Origin of the sequence: Neisseria sp. HMSC065D04 (assembly GCF_001815675.1) — a bacterium.
GTDB lineage: Bacteria > Pseudomonadota > Gammaproteobacteria > Burkholderiales > Neisseriaceae > Neisseria.
Genome location: NZ_KV821527.1, coordinates 1 through 231 on the forward strand (window position 1 = coordinate 1; position 231 = coordinate 231).

Sequence of the window (231 nt, forward strand, 5' to 3'; positions counted from 1 at the left end):
TAGCTTTCTGAGCCTCTTCAGTGGCTTTGCGTTCCGCTTCTGCCTTAGCTTTTTCAGCTTCCTCAGCGGCTTTACGTTCAGCTTCCGCCTTAGCTTTCTCAGCTTCTTCGGCGGCTTTACGTTCAGCTTCAGCCTTAGCTTTTTCAGCCGCTTTACGCTCAGCTTCTGCTTTGGCTTTTTCAGCTTCTTCGGCAGCTTTGCGTTCGGCTTCCGCTTTAGCTTTTTCAGCTT

The 231-nt window shown here is 50.2% G+C and carries 1 protein-coding gene; it reads right to left on the reverse strand.

Features of this window, described 5'->3' with window-relative positions:
- Positions 1 to 231, reverse strand: a 231-nt coding sequence (locus HMPREF3050_RS08850; protein ID WP_210399928.1) for a hypothetical protein, incomplete at both ends; no start/stop codon positions are given.